14 protein-coding genes, 2 tRNA genes and 1 pseudogene are annotated in these 19,761 nt (G+C 73.3%); 13 read left to right on the forward strand and 4 right to left on the reverse strand.

What is annotated here, in order from left to right; genetic code table 11:
- Positions 1 to 132: 132 nt before the first annotated feature.
- Complete coding sequence (locus tag ACF089_RS09765; protein WP_392024199.1) at positions 133 to 1,215, reverse strand: M48 family metallopeptidase; 1,083 nt, start codon at positions 1,213 to 1,215, stop codon at positions 133 to 135.
- Between the two features lie 296 nt (positions 1,216 to 1,511).
- Here ACF089_RS09765 and ACF089_RS09770 point away from each other — a divergent pair, with 296 nt between their 5' ends.
- From ACF089_RS09770 to ACF089_RS09805, 8 genes are all read left to right on the forward strand, one after another.
- Complete coding sequence (locus ACF089_RS09770; RefSeq protein ID WP_190122696.1) at positions 1,512 to 1,673, forward strand: hypothetical protein; 162 nt, start codon at positions 1,512 to 1,514, stop codon at positions 1,671 to 1,673.
- 44 nt (positions 1,674 to 1,717) lie between these two features.
- Entirely contained in the window at positions 1,718 to 2,341 is a 624-nt protein-coding gene (gene nadD / locus ACF089_RS09775) for a nicotinate-nucleotide adenylyltransferase (RefSeq protein WP_392024202.1), read from the forward strand.
- Between the two features lie 19 nt (positions 2,342 to 2,360).
- Positions 2,361 to 4,274, forward strand: coding sequence for an LCP family protein (locus ACF089_RS09780; RefSeq protein WP_392024205.1), 1,914 nt, complete (start codon positions 2,361 to 2,363; stop codon positions 4,272 to 4,274).
- A 131-nt stretch (positions 4,275 to 4,405) separates the two neighbouring features.
- Positions 4,406 to 4,837, forward strand: coding sequence for a ribosome silencing factor (gene rsfS, locus ACF089_RS09785; protein ID WP_190122699.1), 432 nt, complete (start codon positions 4,406 to 4,408; stop codon positions 4,835 to 4,837).
- The gene (locus ACF089_RS09790) at positions 4,834 to 5,490 is read left to right on the forward strand and encodes a histidine phosphatase family protein (protein ID WP_392024775.1); all 657 of its coding nucleotides are present in this window, start codon (positions 4,834 to 4,836) and stop codon (positions 5,488 to 5,490) included. The genes rsfS and ACF089_RS09790 overlap by 4 nt, the downstream gene beginning before the upstream one ends.
- A gap of 161 nt (positions 5,491 to 5,651) precedes the next feature.
- Positions 5,652 to 5,724, forward strand: a tRNA-Ala gene (locus ACF089_RS09795).
- Positions 5,725 to 5,992: 268 nt separating this feature from the next.
- On the forward strand, positions 5,993 to 6,226 hold the full coding sequence (locus ACF089_RS09800; RefSeq protein WP_040916346.1) for a hypothetical protein: 234 nt from the start codon (positions 5,993 to 5,995) through the stop codon (positions 6,224 to 6,226).
- A gap of 192 nt (positions 6,227 to 6,418) precedes the next feature.
- Positions 6,419 to 6,491: transfer RNA gene (locus tag ACF089_RS09805), tRNA-Ala, on the forward strand.
- A gap of 95 nt (positions 6,492 to 6,586) precedes the next feature.
- Here the strand turns inward: ACF089_RS09805 and ACF089_RS09810 are convergent.
- Entirely contained in the window at positions 6,587 to 8,170 is a 1,584-nt protein-coding gene (locus ACF089_RS09810) for a ferredoxin (RefSeq protein WP_392024208.1), read from the reverse strand.
- Complete coding sequence (locus ACF089_RS09815; RefSeq protein WP_392024210.1) at positions 8,167 to 9,735, reverse strand: hypothetical protein; 1,569 nt, start codon at positions 9,733 to 9,735, stop codon at positions 8,167 to 8,169. The genes ACF089_RS09810 and ACF089_RS09815 overlap by 4 nt, the downstream gene beginning before the upstream one ends.
- Positions 9,736 to 10,166: 431 nt before the next feature.
- Here ACF089_RS09815 and leuS point away from each other — a divergent pair, with 431 nt between their 5' ends.
- From leuS to ACF089_RS09840, 5 genes and pseudogenes are all read left to right on the forward strand, one after another.
- On the forward strand, positions 10,167 to 13,034 hold the full coding sequence (leuS, locus tag ACF089_RS09820) for a leucine--tRNA ligase (protein ID WP_392024213.1): 2,868 nt from the start codon (positions 10,167 to 10,169) through the stop codon (positions 13,032 to 13,034).
- 236 nt (positions 13,035 to 13,270) lie between these two features.
- Complete coding sequence (locus ACF089_RS09825) at positions 13,271 to 14,005, forward strand: hypothetical protein (protein WP_392024216.1); 735 nt, start codon at positions 13,271 to 13,273, stop codon at positions 14,003 to 14,005.
- Between the two features lie 316 nt (positions 14,006 to 14,321).
- Complete coding sequence (locus ACF089_RS09830; protein ID WP_392024218.1) at positions 14,322 to 15,167, forward strand: DegV family protein; 846 nt, start codon at positions 14,322 to 14,324, stop codon at positions 15,165 to 15,167.
- 424 nt (positions 15,168 to 15,591) lie between these two features.
- Entirely contained in the window at positions 15,592 to 16,317 is a 726-nt protein-coding gene (locus ACF089_RS09835; protein ID WP_392024220.1) for a helix-hairpin-helix domain-containing protein, read from the forward strand.
- A gap of 107 nt (positions 16,318 to 16,424) precedes the next feature.
- Positions 16,425 to 19,124 (forward strand): annotated as a pseudogene (locus ACF089_RS09840) (ComEC/Rec2 family competence protein); the annotation flags it as partial.
- 129 nt (positions 19,125 to 19,253) lie between these two features.
- Here ACF089_RS09840 and ACF089_RS09845 read toward each other — a convergent pair.
- A complete protein-coding gene (locus tag ACF089_RS09845; RefSeq protein ID WP_392024222.1) occupies positions 19,254 to 19,715 on the reverse strand; it encodes a pyridoxamine 5'-phosphate oxidase family protein in 462 nt (153 codons plus the stop codon).
- Between the last annotated feature and the right edge of the window lie 46 nt (positions 19,716 to 19,761).

The raw sequence follows: 19,761 nt of genomic DNA on the forward strand, positions 1-19,761 counted from the left end.
GGTCTACGGGCGCCCAGGCCCCGGGACGGGCAGCCTGACCGGCGGGCCTGACCGGCGGGTCGGACCGGTCGCGCCCGCCGCCGCTCTGGTCGGCCGCCGTCCGGGCCCGCCGCCAGGTCGGCCTCGGCCGGGTCAGCCGCCGCTGCGGCTGCCGTCGGCACCGCCGTCGCCGTTGCCGCTCCCGCCGCCGTTCCCGTTGCCGGTGAACTTGTCGCGGAGCTTCCCGCCCAGGTCGCCCGCGCCGCCGGCTATGTCGCCGACCAGCTTCATCAGCGGATCCTTGCTGGTGCGCACCGTGTCCGCGTAGTGCGAGGCGGACTCCCGGAACGAGTCGGTGACCGAGGTGTCCCGGTCCTCCGAGCGCCTCGGGTAGTGGCCGTCCATGATCCGCTGGTAGTCCCGGCCGTCGGCCCACTTCTTCAGCTCGGCGGCCCGCACCGTGGTGAACGGGTGCGAACGCGGCAGCACATTGAGGATCTTCAGCACGGAATCGCGGAGATCGCCGCCCTCCTCGTACTCCTCCGCCTGCTTCAGGAAGGCGTCGACATTCATCTCGTGGAGATGATTGCCGCCGGCGATCTTCATCAGACCGCGCATGGAGGCCTGAATGTCCTGGCCCACCAACAGCCCAGCCCGGTCCGCCGACAGCTCCGACTTGCGGAACCACTCCCGCAGTGCTGTGACGATCGCCATGATCGCCACATTGCCGAGCGGGATCCAGGCGACCTTCAGCGCCAGATTGGTGAGGAAGAGCAGCACCGTGCGGTAGACCGAGTGGCCCGAGAGCGCGTGACCGACCTCATGGCCCACGACCGCGCGCATCTCCTCCTCGTCCAGCAGCTCCACCAGACCGGTGGTGACGACGATGATCGGCTCGTCCAGACCGATGCACATCGCGTTGGGGCGCGGATCCTGGGTGACGTACATCGCGGGGACCTTCTCCAGGTCCAGGATGTAGCAGGCGTCCCTCAGCATCGAGTTGAGATGGGCGAACTGCTCGTCCCCGACCCGCACCGAGTCGGAGAGGAAGAGAAGCCGCAGGCTGCGCTCCGGCAGCAGCCCGCTCAGCGCCTTGAAGACGGTGTCGAACCCGGTGAGCTTGCGCAGCGCGACCAGCGCGGAGCGGTCCGCGGGGTGTTCGTACGCGCGGGACGAGATGCCGGGGAAGCGCTTGCGCTGCCTGCTCGGCACATTCTCGTGACTGCTTTCGGTCATTCATGCCCCCTGTGTGACCCGGATGGTGCTCGGTGTTTCGGTGTAACGGGTGTGGCTGGTGTGTTCGTCCCCCTGAACAGCCCCCAGCGTAGGCGCTGGGAACGATGTCCGCCGGAGGCTGTGGACAACCCCTGTTCGCCGTGCTCAGCGGGGTCTGTGGACACCCGCCGACGCCGTGGAACGGGGCCGTGACCACCTCAACGACCGAGTCGGCGTGAGCGTGCCCGAGCCTCCCGCATACGATGTGGGCGAAGTCTCTCCGCTTTGTCTCTCCGACCGATAAGGGCCCGCCGAAGATGAGCCTCACCAGCACCGCCACCCACCTGGTCACTCTCGCCGAGGGCGCCGAGGGCGGTGGCCGTCACCAGAGCCTCGAACCGATCGTCACCGGCGCCGGCGCGCTGGCGGTACTGCTGCTCCTGCTGTGGATCACCACCCGCTTCAACCGCGACCGCTGAGCGGCGGATCGGGCCGGGCGGCCGTGCCAGTAGGCTCTGCACGCATGGGAGAGCAGGAAGTGGCGGTGGGCTCCGCGCCCGGCCGGCGGCGACTCGGCGTGATGGGCGGGACATTCGACCCGATCCACCACGGACACCTGGTGGCCGCCAGCGAGGTGGCCTCCCTGTTCCACCTCGACGAGGTGATGTTCGTACCGACCGGGCAGCCGTGGCAGAAGAGTGAGAAGGCGGTCTCGCCCGCCGAGGACCGGTATCTGATGACCGTCATCGCGACGGCGTCGAATCCGCAGTTCTCGGTCAGCCGGATCGACATCGACCGCCCGGGTCCGACGTACACCATCGACACCCTGCGGGATCTGCGCTCCCTCAACGCGGACGCGGATCTGTTCTTCATCACCGGGGCCGACGCGCTCTCCCAGATCCTCGGCTGGCGGGACGCCACGGAGCTGTTCTCGCTGGCCCACTTCATCGGTGTGACCAGGCCGGGGCACGATCTGACCGACGACGGGCTGCCCGAGGGAAAGGTTTCCCTGGTGGAGGTCCCGGCGCTGGCGATCTCCTCGACCGGCTGCCGGGCCAGGGTCGCCCAGGGGGACCCGGTCTGGTATCTCGTGCCCGACGGTGTGGTGCGCTACATCGACAAGCGGCAGTTGTACCGCGGCGAGTGAGCCGCGGAGAGGGGCACCGGTGAACGACCAGCACAACCCGTACGACCCGTATCAGCCGCAGCCGCGCGTCATCGGCTACGACGAGTACGGGCAGCCGGTATACGAGCAGCCCCAGCAGTACGACCCGTACGCGCAGCAGCAGCAACCGCAGCAGCCACCGCTCCAGGCCCAGCAGCCGGACGCGGCCCCGGGCGGCCAGGACCAGGCCCAGACGTACGGCTACGACCCCTACGCCGATTCGCAGGCCCCGGTCTACCGGCAGCCGCAGCAGTACGACCCGTACGCGCCGCAGCAGCCGCTCCAGGCCCAGCAGCCGGACGCGGGCCAGGGCGGCCAGGACCAGGCGTACGGGTACGGCTACGGCGGCGCGTACGGCTACGGCCACGATCCCGCCGCGCCCGCGCCCGCGCCCGCGCCCGCGCCCGCGCCCGCGCCCTCCGCCGCCGTCGACACCGGCCAGGCGTGGGACATCCCGGAACAGCGGGCGGCGGCTCCGGCCGCGCCGCCCGCCCCGGGCCCCGCGCCCGAACCGCCCGCGCCCGCCCGGCCCGAACCGCCCGCGCCGGCGGCGAGCGGCCGGGCGGCCAAGAGGCGGGCGGCGAAGGGACCGGCGGCCAACGAGCCGACGGCGCCCGCGCCGGACCACTCCGGCCCTTCGGCGCCCGACGGCGAACGCGACTACCGCACCGAGCAGTTCTCCTTCATCGAGGAGCCGGACGGCGACTCCGAAGACGTCATCGACTGGCTGAAATTCACCGAGAGCCGCTCCGAGCGGCGCGAGGAGGCCAAGCGCCGCGGCCGCAATCGGGGCGTCGCCCTCGTCGTCGCCCTCGCGCTGGTTCTCGCGGGCGGCCTCGGCTATCTCTGGTACGCCGGACTGCTGCCCGGACTCTCCGACTCGGACAAGACCGGAGCCGCAGCCTCCGGTCCGCAGAAGCGCGATGTCATCGTCCTGCATCTGCACCACACCAAGAAGAAGGGCGTCACCTCCACGGCCCTCCTCGTCGACAACTCCACCACCCGCCGCGCGACCACCGTCCTGCTGCCCAACACCCTCTCCGTCGCCGACGACGACGGCATCGCCACCACCCTCGGCAAGTCCGTGGAGTCCGACGGGTCGGACGGCACCCGGGAGGCGATCGGCACCCTCCTCGGCGCGAAGATCACCGGCACCTGGCGGCTGGACACCCCGTTCCTGGAGAACCTCGTCGACCAGGTCGGCACCATCGACCTCACCACCGACGCCACGATCCCCGGCGCCAAGAGCGGCGACGACCCGCTGGTCGAGAAGGGCCAGGACCAGACCCTCAACGGCCGCGCGGCGGTCGCCTACGCCACCCACCGGGCCTCCGGCGAGCCCGAGACCCGGCAGCTGGAGCGCTTCGGACAGGTCATGCAGGCCGTCCTGAAGAAGATCCCCAGCGACGCCCGGTCCGCGACCGTCACCGTGGAGACCCTCGCCCAGATCCTCGATCCCTCGCTCACCGAGAGTGACCTCGGAGCCTCGCTGGCGAAGCTCGCGGAGCGCGCCAAGGGCGGCGACCACCGGACCGAGCTGCTCCCCGTGCAGCAGGACGGCACCCTCACCGAGCAGGCCACCACCGGAGTCGTCAAGAACGTCCTGGGCGGCTCGGTCAGCGCTCCCGACAAGGGCGACGCGGTTCGGGTGGGCGTCAAGAACGCCACCGGCGGCGCCGAGGCCGCCGAGACCGCCCGGGTCTCCCTGGTCAACGGCGGCTACGCGGTCGTCGACAGCGGCAAGGCGGACCCCGCCGCCACCTCGCGGGTCACCTACGGTGACGATGCGCGCAAGGAGGAGGCGGAAGAGGTCGCCAAGACGCTGGGGCTGCCCGCGAGCGCGGTCGAGAAGAGCGGCGCGGCGCCCAACGCGGACGTCAGCGTGGTGCTCGGCCAGGATTTCAAGACCGGGTGACGGGACCGACAGAAGCCGCGTGACCTGCGCGGACGACAGGAGACGAGCAAGGCGCGAAGAATCGCCGCGAGGAGTGTCGGCGGTACGTGAGACCCTGGTGGGGTCACCCGACCGCCGACGAAAGCCTGCTAGTGACCGCTACGGACCGCTCCATCGAGCTCGTCAGCACCGCCGCCCAGGCGGCTGCCGACCTGCTCGCCCACGACATCATCGCGTACGACGTCAGCGATGTGTTGTCGATCACCGACGCCTTCCTGCTCGCCTCCGCCCCCAACGACCGCCAGGTCAAGTCGATCGTCGACGAGATCGAGGAGCGGCTGAACAAGGAGCTGGGCGTCAAGCCGGTCCGCCGTGAAGGCGACCGCGACGCACGCTGGATCCTCCTCGACTACGTCGACATCGTCGTCCACGTCCAGCACAGCGAGGAGCGGGTCTTCTACGCCCTGGAGCGGCTGTGGAAGGACTGCCCCGAGCTGCCGCTGCCCGAGGACGCGCTGAAGACGCGCGGCAAGGGACAGGAGCACGCCCAGCTGACCGGCAATCCGGACGGTGAGTTGAGCTGAACGAGGACGCCTACAAACGGACCGGCCGCCGGATAGTCCTGTGGCGGCACGGTCAGACCTCGTGGAATCTGGAGCGCCGCTTCCAGGGCACCACGGACATCGCGCTGACCGAGACCGGCATCGCCCAGGCGCGCCGGGCGGCCCGCCTGCTCGCCTTCCTCCAGCCCGACGCGATCATCGCCTCCGACCTGAAGCGGGCCTCCGCCACGGCCGAGGAGCTGGCCGAGCTGGTCGGCCTCCCCGTCCAGTACGACCAGGCCCTGCGCGAGACCTACGCGGGCGTCTGGCAGGGGCTGAGCCACGCGGAGATCATCGAGCGGTACGGCGATCAGTACAACGCGTGGAAGCGCGGCGAGCCCGTCCGCCGGGGCGGCGGCGAGCTGGAGACCGAGGTGGCCGACCGGGCCGCGCCCGTGGTGCTGCGCCAGGTCGAGAAGCTCCCCGAGAACGGCACCCTGATCGTCGCCAGCCACGGCGGCACCATCCGTACCACCATCGGGCGTCTCCTCGGTCTGGAGTCCCAGCACTGGGAGAGCCTGGGCGGGCTCTCCAACTGCTGCTGGTCGGTGCTGGGCGAGGGCGCGCGCGGCTGGCGGCTGCTGGAGCACAACGCCGGCACCCTCCCGGAGCCGGTCCTCGGCGACGACGACTGACACCCGCTGACACCCGCCCGGCCTCCGGGATCCGGCCCTCGTGCGGCCGGCCCGGCCGGACCGGGGCGGTCCGCCTCGGCCCCGTACCCCCGGATTTCACTTTCGGGCAGGTCGCAGGCTAAAGTTCTTCTTGTTCGCAGCGCCGAGCGCGAAGAACACAAGGGGCTATAGCTCAGTTGGTAGAGCGCCTGCATGGCATGCAGGAGGTCAGGAGTTCAATTCTCCTTAGCTCCACAGAAGAAACCGTAAGGATCCCGTCCTCAGCAGAGGGCGGGATTCGGCGTTTCGCCAGCTCCTTCCTGTCAACGCCGCTGACCTTGTTGCGTGGTCATGGCAGAATCGGACGGCCGGAAGGGACCAACGGCCAGGACGGGAGGGGGAACGCGTGTCGGTTCTCCTCAGCTGCCCGTCCTGCGGATCGGTGCATGTCGCCCAGGTCCTCGGCGACAACGGCGGAGTTTCTTACGTGTGTACGTCCTGCGGTCACAGCTGGAGCTGAGTGATGGGGGCACACAGGCGTAAATGCGACTGGTGCGGCAGTGGTACGCCCATCGTCCGCGACATGGACCCGATCAACCCCGAGTACCAGTACTGGTGCGAGGAGTGCGCGCGGGCGCTGATCATAAAGGGCGACCCGATCGAGACCTATCGGGAGCTGGAGGGCGAGCCGATCTACGGCCGTCTCCTCGACGAGCACTGCACGCTGAAGCGCTTCTACTCGTTCGCCACGGCCTGAGCGGCCCCGACCGTCCCCGCAGGGCCCCTCTACGGCAGTCGATTTTCGGCCATCCTCGGCCGGGCGGCCGCGCCCCTCGTTCCCGCTGCTCCGGGGGGTGCGGGAATGGATTTGGTGAAGGGCGCGGGGGAGCGTTAATGTTGTCCACGTCGCCGAGCACGGAGGAAACTTCGGACCGGCGGTATCTCGCAAGGGGCTATAGCTCAGTTGGTAGAGCGCCTGCATGGCATGCAGGAGGTCAGGAGTTCAATTCTCCTTAGCTCCACAGGTACAGAAGCGGTGGATCACCCGATCGGGTGATCCACCGCTTCTGTGTTGTGGGCAGGGCCACGAGGGCCGGTCAGATGCGGTCGGCCGTGGTCAACCGCGTCCGCCGTCCAGCTCCTTGCGCCGGGGAACCCGCAGCTCGGAGCGGTCGTTCCCGGGTACGGGCCCGGCTGTCCGCTCGATCCGCATCGCCAGCGCGGGACACCGCCGCACCGCGCGCCGCGCCCGTCCCCGCAGATGCGCGGGCACGACCGCGTCGGCCACCGAGGGATAGCCGTCCGGATTGATCCGGATCAGCTCCGGGACGATGTCCGCGCAGAGCCCGTGCCCCTGGCAGAGCGTCCAGTCGACCAGAACCCGCTCCTCGCCCTCCGCCGGACCGGCCGTCTCGGCGGGGCCCGGCAGGGGCAGCACCCCGGCCGTCTCCCGTCCGCAGCCGCCGTGCAGCACATGGGCGGCCAGATCGTCCGTGAACGCGGCCAGCGTGGAGGTGAGGAAACGCGCCGAACCGTCCGGATGCTTGCACGCGCCCCGCCCCCGCACGGCCCCGGTGACCTCGCGCAGGGCCTCCAGCGCCGCCGGCCCGCCGCCGCCGATCACATCCGCCAGCCTTCCGGCCGCCGCCGGCAGCCCCAGCTTGCAGGGCCCGCACTGTCCCGCCGTCTCCGCGGCCAGCCAGTTCGCCACCCGCAGCGCCTCGCCCAGCGGGCAGGTCTCCTGGCCGATCGGCGAGATCGCGCCCGCGCCGAGCGAGCCGCCGGCGCCCGCCAGCGACTCGCGCGAGACCACCGACGCGTGGACGGCGGCCGAGTCGATCCAGCCGCCGTGATAGCCGCCGGTCAGCACCCCCTGCGGGTACGGCGGAGCCCCGGCCAGCTGGAGCACGTACCGCAGCGGCACGCCCGTCGGGACCTCCACCACCACCGGACGGGCGACCGCGCCCGAGAGCGTCAGCAGCACCGTGCCCGGCTCGGAGGGGACTCCGGCGGTGCCGTAGCGATGGGGGCCGACCCGGGCGGCGATCGCGAGCTGGGCGAAGGTCTCGGCGTTGGAGAGCAGCGTCGGCGCGCCGCCCACCCCCGCGTCCGAGGCCCGCGCCCGGCGGCCCGGCGGCAGGGCCGGGCCGCCGTTGACGGCCCGGACGACCGCGGCGGCCTCGCCCGAGACCAGGCGTTCCGGCGTACGGACGACCCGGGCGCGCAGCGGCCGGCCGCGCCGGTCGGACAGACCGCGCTCGGCCAGCGCGGCCCGCAGGGAGATCTCCGTGGAATCGCGGGTCACCACGACGACCAGGGTCCGCGCGCCGAGCGCCTCGGCGGCCAGCAGCGCGCCGTCCAGGATCAGATGCGGCGCCCGGTTCAGCAGGACGGTGTCCTTGCGGCAGGCCGGCTCGCCCTCGCTGCCGTTGACCACGACGACCGGTCGCACCCCGCGCCGGATCGCGGAGTCGGCCACGGCGCGCAGCTTCCGCGCGAAGGGGAAGCCGGCTCCGCCCCGGCCGCGGAGGGAGATCTCCTCCGCGAGCCGGGCCAGCCGCTCGCCCGCCATCGGCTCCAGGGGGCCGTGCGCCGTGAGATGCGTCCGCACGTCGAGGCGCGCGGCCAGGTCGAAGCCCCGCGTGAGCCGGGGCAGCCCGACGGCGCGGACCTCGGGGACATCGGGAAGGGGAAGGTTCAAGGCCGGTCTCCCGCAGAGGTGTTCCAGGGCTCTCCCGGCGGGGGAGCGACGAGCGGGCCGGGCGTCGCCGTGTCGCCGTCGTCGTACGGGGCGCGCGCCCCGGGCTCGGGGATCCCGTACGGGGAGGGGGAGGCGTGCGACACGGTGCTCCGGGCGACGGGGCCGCGCCCGGCGCGTCCGTACGGCGGAGGGCCGGGCGCGGGGGGTTCGTACGGCGGGGGTGTGCGGGGCGTGGGTTCGTACGGTCCGGGGTGGTACCGCGGGGGCGTGTGGGGCGGTGGGGGCTCGGACAGCCGCTCGTGCGGTCTTCCGGGCGGTCCGGGATCGTGCGGTCTTCCGGGCGGTCCGTCTTCGTGCGGTCTGCCCGGCGATCCGAGGCCCGGCGGGGGCGAGTGGCCCGGGGCCGGACCGGCCCGCGGGACGTCGGGGGCCTCCCCGGCCCCCGGCCCGCGTTCGGCGGCCTCGCCCGCCTGGGAGACCGCGCGGTACGCGGCCGAGATCCCGCGTTCCGCGCCCCGCCCGTGGACGCCGGCGACCCGCTCCGCCCCGTACGGCGCGGGGGCCTCGTACAGCCGCGGGGAAGGGGCGGTGAGCCCCGGCGGCCGGGGATCGCGGCCGAGCGGAGCGGGCCGCCGGAAGCCGTCGGCCGGGGCGGGTCCGCGCTGCGGCGGGACACCGTCCAGCCGGTCGAGCCCGGTCCTCGGCCCGTAGCCTTCCGGTCCGAAGTTCTCCGAGCCGAAGCTCCCCGGTCCGAAGTCCTCCGGATCGACGCGGTCGAAGCGGTCGAAGCGGTCGACGCGGTCGAAGCCGTCGAGCGGTGCGGCCGGATCGTGGTGTTCCGGTTCGGCGGCCCGGCGGCCCCGGCCCCCGTCGCCCGCCCGGCCCGGCAGCCGGTCCGCGACGATCCGCCGCGTCGGCCGGGGCAGCAGCCGCAGGGACAGCGCGCCCGCGACGCCGATCAGCGCCAGGCAGTACGCCGCGACCACCCAGCCGGCGGCCGGACGGCCCGCGAACAGCCCGTGGACCAGGGCGAGGCACCAGGCGGGGTAGGCGATCATATGCAGCGCCCGCCAGCGGCCGGCGGCCCCGGCCCGGCCCGCCAGGGCGCTGCGCAGCGCCCCGCCGGCGGCCGTGACGATCACGAGCAGCCCGGCCAGCGTGCCGAAGCCGATCAGCCCCGCCGCGCCGGTGACCCCCAGTCCGAACGGGATCAGCGCGCCGACGGGGCCGATGTGCCCGAGTGCGAGTTTCACGGCCGCGTGCAGCAGCAGGAGGCCGAGTGAGGCGGTCGCGGTCGCCCGGTGGACGGCCTGGGAGAGAAGGCGGTGGCGGGGGGAGAGCAGCAGCCGGTCGGTGGCGAGCAGCCCCCAGGCGACGGACGCCGTGAGGGCCACCAGGCACAGGACTCCGGTGGTGTGGTCGAGCGCGTGCCGGAAGTCCTCGCTCGCGCCGACGGCGAGTAAGGGGATCGACGCGAACGCCGCCGCGATGACGCCGCCTTGCACGGGGCGGCGTACTCCGGGGCTCGGTACGGGGGAGGAACGGCTCTTTCGGTGTGGCTTCATGGGGCAGCTCCGAGGGTGCGGGAAATGCGGTCCCGTTGACGCATGCTAGGGCGGCCCCCGCAGGCGGTCCGGGGTTTCGCGTTTACCGGGAGAGCACGCGATCGGGTGACGCGGAGGGCTGTCCCGGATAGATCGGTCATGCCGGGTAATAAGGCGTCCGGAACCGCCCGCGACCGGCCGATCGACGCCGTCGAGCCGCGCGGTCGGTCCGTACGGCGGCCGTCCCCGCGCCCGGATCGGCCGCTGCGGTACCCTGAGGCCATGCGTGCCGTACGCCTTCTGCTTAGCGAGCCGCGCTGATCAGTCCCGACGGATGAACAGATCCGGTCGGAATCGGCGCGGCGTCCCCTCCTGTGTGAGGGGTCCTTTTGTTTCTGGGCATGCCCGCCCGCAAACCGCCGGCAGAGACGATCGATGGAGCTTTAAGGATCATGAGCGAGACGACTTCTGCTGCTTCCGCCGCCGAGGCGGCCGCGCCTCATCGCTATACGGCCGCCATGGCCGCCGATGTCGAGGCACGCTGGCAGGACTTCTGGGACGCCGACGGCACGTACGAGGCGCCCAACCCGAGCGGCGAGCTGGCCGGGGACCCCGCTCTGGTGGCCCGGCCCAAGAAGTTCGTCATGGACATGTTCCCGTACCCCTCGGGCGCGGGTCTGCACGTCGGGCACCCCCTCGGCTATATCGCCACGGACGTCTTCGCCCGCCATCAGCGCATGACCGGCCACAATGTGCTGCACACCCTGGGCTTCGACGCCTTCGGCCTCCCCGCCGAGCAGCACGCGGTCGCCACCGGCACCCACCCCCGGGTGTCGACCGAAGAGGCCATGGCGAACATGAAGCGCCAGCTGCGCAGGCTGGGCCTGGGCCACGACCAGCGGCGGTCGATCGCGACGATCGACCCGGAGTACTACAAGTGGACGCAGTGGATCTTCCTGCAGATCTTCAACTCCTGGTACGACGAGACCGCCGGCAGGGCCCGCCCGATCGCGGAGCTGGTGGCGCAGTTCGAGAGCGGTGAGCGCGCGGTCGAGGGCGCCACGCGCCCCTGGGGCGAGCTGAGCGCCGTCGAGCGCGCCGAGGCGCTGGGCCGGTACCGGCTGGCGTACGCCTCGGACGCCCCCGTCAACTGGTGCCCCGGCCTGGGCACCGTGCTGGCGAACGAGGAGGTCACCGCCGACGGCCGGTCCGAGCGCGGCAACTTCCCCGTCTTCAAGGCCAAGCTGCGCCAGTGGAACATGCGGATCACCGCCTACGCCGACCGGCTGCTGGACGATCTGGACGCCCTGGACTGGCCCGAGGCCATCAAGCTCCAGCAGCGCAACTGGATCGGCCGCTCCGAGGGCGCGCGCGTCGACTTCGCCGTCGAAGGGCGCTCCGACGCCCGGATCACCGTCTTCACCACCCGCCCCGACACCCTCTTCGGCGCGACCTACATGGTGCTGGCGCCCGAGCACGGTCTGATCGACTCCATCCTGCCCGCCGAATGGCCGCAGGGCGTCAAGGAGGCGTGGACCGGCGGTGCCGCCACCCCGGCGGAGGCCGTGGCCGCCTACCGCAAGCAGGCGCAGACCAAGAGCGACGTCGAGCGCCAGACCGAGCACAAGAACAAGACCGGCGTCTTCAGCGGCGCGTACGCGCTGAACCCGGTCACCGGCACCCGGGTCCCGGTCTTCGTCGCCGACTACGTCCTGATGGGCTACGGCACCGGCGCGATCATGGCCGTACCCGGTCAGGACGAGCGCGACTGGGAGTTCGCCGAGGCCTTCAGCCTGCCGATCATCCGTACCGTGCAGCCGCCGGACGGCTGGGAGGGCGAGGCGTTCACCGGCCAGGGCCCGGCGATCAACTCCTCCAACAGCGAGATCTCCCTGGACGGCCTGGACGTCGCCGAGGCCAAGGCGCGGATCACCCAGTGGCTCACCGAGCGCGGCATCGGCGAGGGGACGATCAACTTCCGGCTGCGCGACTGGCTGTTCAGCCGCCAGCGGTACTGGGGCGAGCCCTTCCCGATCGTCTACGACGAGGACGGCGTCGCGCACCCGCTGCCGGAGTCGATGCTGCCGCTGGAGCTGCCGGAGGTCGACGACTACTCGCCGCGCACCTTCGACCCCGACGACGCCGACAGCCGGCCCGAGACCCCGCTCTCCCGCAACGAGGAGTGGGTGAATGTCACCCTCGACCTGGGCGACGGCCCCCGGACGTACCGCCGCGAGACCAACACCATGCCCAACTGGGCCGGTTCGTGCTGGTACGAGCTGCGCTATCTGGACCCGCGCAACAGCGAGCAGCTGGTCGCACCCGACATCGAGCGGTACTGGATGGGCCCGCGCGACGGCATGCCGCACGGCGGAGTCGACCTCTACGTCGGCGGCGCCGAGCACGCCGTACTGCATCTGCTGTACGCGCGGTTCTGGTCCAAGGTGCTGTTCGACCTGGGGCACGTCTCGTCCCCGGAGCCGTTCCACAAGCTGTTCAACCAGGGCATGATCCAGGCCTACGTCTACCGCGACGCCCGCGGCTTCCCGGTCCCGGCGACGGAGGTCGAGGAAGGGGCCGACGGGACGTTCTCGTACCAGGGCGAGCCCGTCAAGCGCGAGCTGGGCAAGATGGGCAAGTCCCTGAAGAACGCCGTCACCCCGGACGAGATCGCCGCCGAGTACGGCGCGGACACGCTGCGTCTGTACGAGATGGCGATGGGCCCGCTGGACGTCTCCCGGCCGTGGGACACCCGCGCCGTCGTCGGCCAGTACCGGCTGCTCCAGCGGCTGTGGCGCAATGTCGTCGACGAGTCGACGGGCGAGGTCACCGTCGTCGACGGCGAAGCGGACGAGACCGTGCTGCGCGCCCTGCACAAGGCGATCGACGGCGTCGGCCAGGACATGACCGCGCTGCGGTTCAACACGGCGATCGCCAAGATCACCGAGCTGAACAACCACCTCACCAAGGCGGGCGGCCCGCTGACCCGAGAGGTGGCCGAGCGCCTGGTGCTGCTGATCGCGCCGCTGGCCCCGCACATCGCCGAGGAGCTGTGGCACAAGCTGGGCCACACCGACACCGTGGTCCACCAGGACTTCCCGGTCGCCGACCCGGCGTATGTCGTGGACGAGTCGGTGACCTGCGTCGTGCAGATCAAGGGCAAGGTCAAGGCGCGGCTGGAGGTCTCGCCCTCCATCGCCCAGGACGAGCTGGAGGCGCTGGCGCTGGGCGACGCCGGGGTCGTGGCGGCGCTGGGCGGCGCGGGCATCCGCAAGGTGATCGTGCGGGCGCCGAAGCTGGTCAACATCGTCCCCGAGTAGTCGGCCGCAGCCGCCGTCAGGGGGGCCGAGAGGTCTCCCCGCGCCGGTGCGCAGGGGTTTTCCGCGGGTTCGCCGCAGATTTTCCGCGGCCTTCCCGCGGGCTCCCCTGCGGGTTTCCCCTACGGGCAGGTTGGGGGTTCCGATGGAACCCCTGGCCTGCCTGTTCCGTTTACGGTGGAGAGAAGCACAATGGACGTACGCAGCCGGCGCACACAGCCGACGCCGAAGGGGCGCACATGGAAGTCGTGATCACGATACTGGCGCTGCTTCTTGTCGCCTTCGTGGCACTGGGGGTCTTCGCCACGGTCAAGGCCGTCCGCGTCGCCAAGCGCGGTGTGGAGCGCACGGTCACCCAGGCCCGCCGCACGGTGGAGGACACCACCCTGCGGGCCAAGAGCCTGGGTCAGGGCGGTGTCGCCGGCGAGCTGGCCCAGCTCCGGCTCTCGCTGCGCACCTCGATGAGGGCCACTCAGGACGCCCTTCAGGCCGGGGCCGCCGAGGACGCGTCCCTCACCGAGACCATCGGTCTCTTCGAACGGCTGAGCGTGCACGGCCGTGAGCTGGACGATGAACTGAAGCGTCTGGAGCGCGAGCCCGACCGGTCCACCGTCGCCTCCCGCCTTCCCGACCTCCGGGAGCGTACGGAGCGGATCACACACTCGGCGGAGTCCCTGCGCTGGGCCGCGCGCGACCGCGCCCGGAGGTTCGCCGACGACGAGCTGGACCTGCTCAGCTCCGAGATCGACATGGAGGCGGGGGCGCTGCGCCACTGGTCGGAGCCCGAGGACCAGAGCACCCGGCCCGCGGCCGGAGCCTCCGGCCGGACGCGGCCGGAAGCGGCCGCCGCCCCGGCAGGGCCCGCCGAGACGCCGGATCCGCAGCCGCAGGCGATCACCGCGCGTGACCCGCGACAGCCGACCGCGTATCCGTGGGAGAAGACCGCCCGCCCCGAGACCGAGACCACGAACTGACCGCGGACCACCGGCGCACGGCGGGCCGGGTTTCGGTGCGGCGTACGACGGTCCTGGTGCCGGGGCGGTGTGGCGTGGTGCCGGTGCTGCGTACGGCGGTGTCGGTGCCGGGGTGGCATGCGGCGGTGCCGGTGCGGTGTACGGCGGTGTCGGTACGAGCGGCGGCCTGCGGGGGCGTCGACGGGGGCGGTTGCGGGGAGTCCGGCGGACATGACCTGCTCCGGGGTCCCGGCGACGGCGTACGCGGCCCGCTCCGCGGCGATACGGCTGTGGTCCCGGCTGCCCTCCGATGCCCGTGACCGGTAATCTCCCGCTCATGTCCCGCCATGTCGCGATCGTCACCGATTCCACGGCCTACCTGCCGCAGCCGGCGATGGACCGCCACGACATCGTGGCGGTTCCGCTGACCGTCGTGCTCGGCGGCCAGGCCCTTGAAGAGGGCACCGAGATCTCGGCCCGATCACTCGCGCAGGCGCTCCAGAAGCGGCGTCCGGTGACCACCTCGCGGCCGAGCCCCGAGACGTTCGCCGAGGTGTACCGGGCGAGTGCGGCGGCCGGGGCGACCGGCATCGTGTCGCTGCATCTGTCCGCCGAGATCTCCGGCACCTACGACGCGGCCGTGCTCGCCGCCAAGGACGCGCCCGTGCCCGTCGTCGTGGTGGACACCGGCATGGTCGCGATGGCGCTCGGGTTCTGCGCGCTCGCGGCGGCCGAGACTGCGGAGAGCGGCGGGTCTCTCGACGAGGCCGTGGCCGCCGCCGAGAAGCGTGCCTCCGGCACCTCCGCCTATTTCTATGTCGACACCCTGGACTATCTGCGGCGCGGCGGCCGGATCGGAGCCGCGCAGGCCCTGCTGGGCTCGGCGCTCGCGGTGAAGCCGCTGCTGCAACTGGACGGCGGCCGGATCGAGTTGCTGGAGAAGGTGCGCACCGCCTCCCGGGCGATCGCCCGCCTGGAGGAGCTGGCTGTGGAGCGGGCGGGCACAAGCGGTGTGGATATCGCGATCCACCATCTCGCCGCCCCCGAGCGGGCCGCCGCCCTCGCCGACCGACTGCGCGAGCGGGTGCCCGGACTGGTGGAACTGCATGTCAGCGAGGTGGGCGCGGTGATCGGCGCGCACACCGGACCGGGACTGCTCGGGGCCGTGATCTCGCCCCGCTGAGGGCCCCCGCTCGACAGACCGCGATCCTTAGCCCGTACGGGTGACGGAGTTGTCCACAACTCCGAGGTTTTCCACGGGATTTCGGTGTCTTCAGCGGGATTCGGCCCCGCTGCCTACCGTCCTGTTCATGGCTCCTCGATCACGTTCCGCGACCAGCGGGCCGGGCCGCGCCCCGGCCTCCGACAGCCGCGCCCGGTTCAGACGCGCGGCGGCCCCCGGCCACGGTCCGGGACGGACGGCCCGAAGGCGGCCGCCCTCCCGTACGAGGGCCCTTGCCCGTACGCGGACGGCCCGTTCCGCTGCCACGGCCGCCGGCCGCCGGGCGGACGCGCTGTTCGGCGCTCCGCCGCCGGGGGCTTCCGGGGCGGCTGGAACGCCCGGCGCACAGCCGCCGGTCGCGGGCGCGGAGGCGGACGCGGACGTCTTGAGCGGTGCGGACACGGGCAGGGCCGAGTCGGCGGTCCAGGGGCGGGGGAGCGCCGGCCTGGCTCTGCGGGAGCGGCTCCCGCTGTGGATCCAGCTCCGCTGCGGTCTGCGGCCCAGGGCCCTTGCCGCGCTCTCCGTCGTCCTCGTGGTGGCCGCGGTCCTCGCCGTCCAGCACTTCTGGGCGGGCCGGCCGCAGGCCGTGCGCGCTCCGGACCTCGTCCGCCCGGCGCCCTCGGCGGCGCAGCAGCCGTCCGGTGCGGGAGGCGCGGGGCGGATCGTCGTCGACATCGGCGGCAAGGTGCGGCGGCCGGGCGTGCTGCGACTGCCCGCGGGCTCCCGGGTCGCCGACGCGCTGCGCGCCGCGGGCGGGGTCAGGGCGGGCGCGGACCTCACCGGTCTCAACCGGGCGCGGCCGCTCGTCGACGGCGAGCAGGTCGTGGTGGGCGCTCCGCCCCCGACGGGCCCGCCCGTCCCCGGAGCGGATCCGCCCCGGCCCGGCGGGAGCGCGGCAGCCGCCCCGGGCGGGACCGCCGGTCCGCTCAGCCTCAACGCGGCCACCGCCGACCAGCTCGAAACCCTGCCGGGAGTGGGCCCGGTCCTGGCGCGGCACATCATCGACTACCGCACCCGCCAGGGCGGGTTCCGCTCCGTCGACCAACTGCGCGAGGTCGACGGCATCGGGGACCGCCGCTTCGCCGACCTCCGACCGCTGGTGCGGCCATGACGAGCCGTCATTCCTCGCGCGCCGGAGCGGACGGCCGGGCGGGGGGCGCTCCGTCACCGCCCGCCGGGGCCGGGCCGGGGAGCGCTCCTGCCCGGGCCCGCCAGGAGGTGCACGCGGCGTCGGGCCACCGGCTCGGCTCGGCCCACCCTCGGCAGGAGGGACCGGCCGATCTCCGGCTGGCGCCCCCGGCCCTGGCCGCCTGGGCGGCCTCCGCCCTGGCCGTGGGCGCTCCCGGGCGGTGGACGGCGATCGGGGTGGCCTTCTGTGTCGCCCTGGCGCTGCTGCTCCTGGTTCTGGCGTCGGCGCGCACGCCGGCCCGAAGGGGCTGGGGGAGGGGCCCGGGCTCGGTGGTTCGCCGTCCGCCTTCGCGACAGGATCGCGCTGGCCTGCCGGGCCGCCGTCCGCCGTCGCCGCAGGGCCTGCCGGGCCGCCGTCCGCCCTCACTCCAGCTTCGCCCGGTCCTGCCCGGCCGACGCCGGGCCCGGGCCCGCGCCTTAGGTGTCCCCTCCGGCTCCACCACTCCCTCCGTCTCCTCCGGCCGCGGTGTCCGTATCGGCTCCGGCGTCACCGCGCTCGCCGCGGTTCTGCTCTGCGCGGCGGCGGGCGGGGCCACCGCCGGGCTCTACGGCGCGGATCTGCGGCGCGGCCCGCTGCCCGGGCTGGCGGAGCGCCATGCCCACGCCACCCTGGAAGTGACGGTCACCACCGACCCACGACTCACCCGCCCCCGGGCCGCCGGGGACCATCAGGGCGCGCGGGCGCTGGTGTTCGACGCGGAGGCGACCCGGGTCACCGCGTCCGACGGGACGGCCACCCGCACCCGGAACCCGGTGCTCGTCGTCGTCCGCCCCGGGCTCTCCCGTGCCGGACTCGACCGCTGGCAGCGGCTGCTGCCCTCGACCCGGCTGCGGCTGACGGGCCGGCTCGCGCCCCCGCTGAACGGGGACGACCGGTTCGCCGCCGTGGTCCGCGTGCCGGGGGACCGCCCGGAGACCATCGGCCCGCCCACCGCCGTCCAGCGCACGGCCGGAGCGCTCAGAGCGGGGCTGCGGGAAGCGTCCGACGGGCTCGATCCGGATCCCCGGGCGCTGCTGCCCGGGCTGGTCGTCGGAGACACCTCACGTATCCCGCCCGATCTTCAGAGCGCCTTCGAGGCCACCGACCTCACCCATCTGCTCGCGGTCTCCGGCAGCAATCTCACCATCCTCCTCATGGTGCTGATCGGACCCCCGGGCAGAGCGCTCAGGGCCGAACGGGGCGGTCTCGCACCCCGGCTGGGCATCACCCTGCGAGGCACCGCCCTGACCGGCGGGGCGCTGACCCTCGCCTTCGTCATCGTCTGCAGACCCGAGCCGAGCGTCCTGCGCGCGGCCGCCTGCGGAGCCGTCGCGCTGCTCGCGATCGGCACCGGCCGTCGGCGTTCCCTCGTCCCCGCACTGGCCGCCGCCGTACTCCTGCTCGTCCTCTGCGTCCCCGCCCTCTCCCGGAGCTACGGCTTCCTGCTCTCCGTCCTGGCCACCGGCGCGCTGCTCACCGTCGCACCCGGCTGGAGCGCGGCGCTGCGACGGCGCGGTGTGCCGCCGAGGCTCGCGGAGGCGCTGGCGGCGGCCGGCGCGGCCCAGGCCGTGTGCGCGCCCGTGGTCGCGGTCTTCGCCGCCCGGGTCAGCCTGGTCGCCGTCCCCTGCAATCTGATCGCGGAGTTCGCCGTCGCCCCGGCCACCGTCCTCGGCTTCGCCGCGCTCGCCGCCGCCCCGGTGGCGATGCCCGTGGCCGAGGCCCTCGCCCGGGTGGCGGGCTGGCCGGCCGGGTGGATCGCGTCCGTCGCCCGGACCGGGGCGTCCCTGCCGGGAGCCCAGCTGGACTGGCCCGGCGGCTGGCGCGGCGGCCTGCTGCTCGCCGTGGTCACCGCGTCGGCGGTGCTCGCCGCCCGCAGGCTGCGCCGCCACCCCTGGACGGCCGCCGGCTGCGCCCTGCTGCTCCTGCTCGCGATCCTCCGCCCGGCCCCGCTGACCAGGGCCGTCACCGGCTGGCCGCCGCCGGGCTGGAGCTTCGCCCTGTGCGATGTGGGACAGGGGGACGCCATGGTCCTGGCGGCGGGCGACGGCACGGGCGTGATGGTCGACGTGGGCCCCGATCCGGAGCCGGTCGACCGCTGTCTGCGCGATCTGGGCATCAGCAGAATCCCGCTGATCCTGCTGACCCACTTCCACGCCGACCACATCAGAGGACTTCCCGGAGCGCTGCGGGGCAGATCGGTCGGCGCGGTGCAGACCACCACGCTCGAAGAGCCGGAGGAACAGAGCGCGTTCGTCCGCAGAACGGCGGCGGAGGCCGGTGTGCCGCTGCTGCGGGCGACGGCGGGGGAGCGCGGACGGACCGGGCGGCTGGAGTGGCGGGTGCTCTGGCCGGAAAGCCCCTCCCCGGACGCCCACTCCGCGCCCCAGGGGCCGTCTGCCGAACCCAACGACGCCAGCGTCACCCTGCTGGCTCGCGTCGACGGCGGTCCCACGCTGCTGCTCCTCGGCGACCTCGAACCCCCGGCCCAGCGCGGGCTGCTGCTCGCCCATCCGGCGCTGCCGCCGGTGGATGTGCTCAAGGTCGCCCATCACGGCTCCGCCCACCAGCACCCCGCCCTGCTGCACGCGGTGCGCCCGCGACTGGCGCTGATCTCGGCGGGCCGGGACAACCCGTACGGCCACCCCGCTCCCCGTACCGTGGACGCGCTGCGGTCCCAGGGGGCCGCGGTGCTGCGCACCGACCGGGACGGGCCGATCGCGGTGACCGGGGCGGGCCGCGGCCTGCGGGCCCATCCGCGCCGGGGAGCCCTCAGGGCCGACCGGACCGCCCGGACCGCACAGACCCGGACCGCCCGCACCTGGGCCGCGCGGGTCGACCAGCACGGGCGCACCGGGGCAGGCCCGAGCGCCCGTCCCGGGTCAGACCAGCCATACGCCGTCGCGCATGAGGTCCCGGTCGGCCAGCTCGTTCACCTCGCGCCAGGCCTTCACCACCACGGGGGTGACCCGGAGATAGACGTACGCCTTGTGCTCACGCGGATTCCAGCCGCGCTGCTTCACCGTGAACGCCTCGCCGGACGACGGCTCCAGCGCCGAGCCCTCCACCATCTCGGCGGAGCCCTCGATGTGCACCACATCCCTGCTGTGTCCCAGCGTGACGACCATCCGCCCGCGCGGGGTCACATTGCGCGCGGTCGGATTCGTCCGCCGCGTGGCCATCAGCAGCGTCTCCCGGTCCCAGACGAACGACAGCGGTACGAGGGTGGGTTCACCGTCCGCCGACGCGGTCGCCGCCCAGAGGTCCTCCTCCGTCTCCAGCTTCGCCAGTACGTCCTGTTTGCGCTGTTCCGGCGTACGCGCCGGCTCCCTCTGAACAGTCATGATCTGCACGCTAGCGGTCGCCGCGCCCTCCCGGCCTCGGGCTCGG

The organism is Streptomyces sp. NPDC014894, from assembly GCF_043080985.1.
Taxonomy (GTDB): Bacteria; Actinomycetota; Actinomycetes; order Streptomycetales; family Streptomycetaceae; genus Streptomyces.

Bases quoted from the DNA above. Each gene is read 5' to 3' on its own strand.
- ACF089_RS09765 (WP_392024199.1), bottom strand. From the start codon at position 1,215: ATGACCGAAAGCAGTCACGAGAATGTGCCGAGCAGGCAGCGCAAGCGC.
- ACF089_RS09770 (WP_190122696.1), top strand. From the start codon at position 1,512: ATGAGCCTCACCAGCACCGCCACCCACCTGGTCACTCTCGCCGAGGGC.
- nadD (WP_392024202.1), top strand. From the start codon at position 1,718: ATGGGAGAGCAGGAAGTGGCGGTGGGCTCCGCGCCCGGCCGGCGGCGA.
- ACF089_RS09800 (WP_040916346.1), top strand. From the start codon at position 5,993: ATGGGGGCACACAGGCGTAAATGCGACTGGTGCGGCAGTGGTACGCCC.
- ACF089_RS09815 (WP_392024210.1), bottom strand. From the start codon at position 9,735: ATGAAGCCACACCGAAAGAGCCGTTCCTCCCCCGTACCGAGCCCCGGA.
- leuS (WP_392024213.1), top strand. From the start codon at position 10,167: ATGAGCGAGACGACTTCTGCTGCTTCCGCCGCCGAGGCGGCCGCGCCT.
- ACF089_RS09825 (WP_392024216.1), top strand. From the start codon at position 13,271: ATGGAAGTCGTGATCACGATACTGGCGCTGCTTCTTGTCGCCTTCGTG.
- ACF089_RS09830 (WP_392024218.1), top strand. From the start codon at position 14,322: ATGTCCCGCCATGTCGCGATCGTCACCGATTCCACGGCCTACCTGCCG.
- ACF089_RS09845 (WP_392024222.1), bottom strand. From the start codon at position 19,715: ATGACTGTTCAGAGGGAGCCGGCGCGTACGCCGGAACAGCGCAAACAG.